Origin of the sequence: Mesorhizobium sp. B2-5-7, assembly GCF_006440875.1 — a bacterium.
Taxonomy (GTDB): Bacteria; Pseudomonadota; Alphaproteobacteria; order Rhizobiales; family Rhizobiaceae; genus Mesorhizobium; species Mesorhizobium australicum.
Map to the genome: position 1 here is coordinate 1 of NZ_VFUO01000024.1, position 1,043 is coordinate 1,043.

General features: G+C 64.4%; 1 protein-coding gene. It reads right to left on the reverse strand.

Translation table 11 applies throughout. From position 1 onward, the window contains the following. A partial coding sequence (locus tag FJ543_RS31710) for an Ig-like domain-containing protein (protein ID WP_210243721.1) occupies nt 1-1,043 on the reverse strand: 1,043 nt, incomplete at both ends.

Consider the following 1,043-nt stretch of genomic DNA (forward strand, 5'->3'; position numbering starts at 1 on the left):
GCCCCAAGGAAGGCGGCCGCGAAGCTTGCGCTCGCCGTGTCGGTATTGTTGCCGATCGTATCGGCGTCCTGCGTCACCAATGTCAGGGCGCTATCCGCAACCGTCCCGACCGTCACGGAAGGGCCGTCGTCATTGAAGGTAATGGTCAGCGTGCCCGGTGCCGTCGAGCCGTCCGCATCGGTGATCACATAGTCGAGATCGACGGTCGCATTGTTCTCATCGTTCGGGCCTTGGGCCTGAAGCACGTTGTCGACCAGCGTCACCGTGTAGGCGCCAGTTGCCGGGTCGGTCACATGCATCGTGAACAGGACGCCACGAGGGCCTGTCGCGGTCAGTGTGTCACTGCCGGCGTCCCAGCTGTAGGTCACGTTCTCCTGGCCGACCGTGCCATTAGTGCCATCCAACGTTGCGAACGAGAAGCCGTTGGCGCCGGCGCCGTCGCCACCGACGCTGCCGCCGAGCGCTCCGTTATAGGTCTTTTCGCTGGCACTGAACGGAACCTCGCCGAGATTGGCGTCGATATCGCCCAAGGTGCTAGCCGGATTGCCGCCAGCAAGCCCGTCATCGTCAACCGCAGCCGTAGCCGTGCCGCTTGTCGGCGTATTGGCGTCGGTCACCGCAAAGGTGATACCGGCCGTTGCAGTGTCGCCGTCGCCGTCAGTCACCGTGTAGGTCGCCGAAGCCGCACCGGTGCCGAGAACCGAACTGTCGGCGGTGAAGGAGTAGTGGCCGTCAGCCATGACCTTGATCGAGCCATCGCCGATATCGATCGCCTGCGAGTAGCCGTCGTTGCCGAAGACCAGCACAGTAGAGCCGATGTGCGTCACCGTGGCGCCATCGGCGCCGGCCACGAAGTCCAGCGTGCCAGTGATCGTCGCACCCTCGGCAACATTCTGCGAGGCTTCGTCATGCGCCGTCGGCACGTCGTCGGACACCGTCACGTTGACGGTGCCGGTCGCCTGAGTGCCGTCGGTATCGGTGGCAACCACGCCGACATGGCCCAGATCGACCAGGTCGTCGAGATTGATGCCGGGATGCGCGTC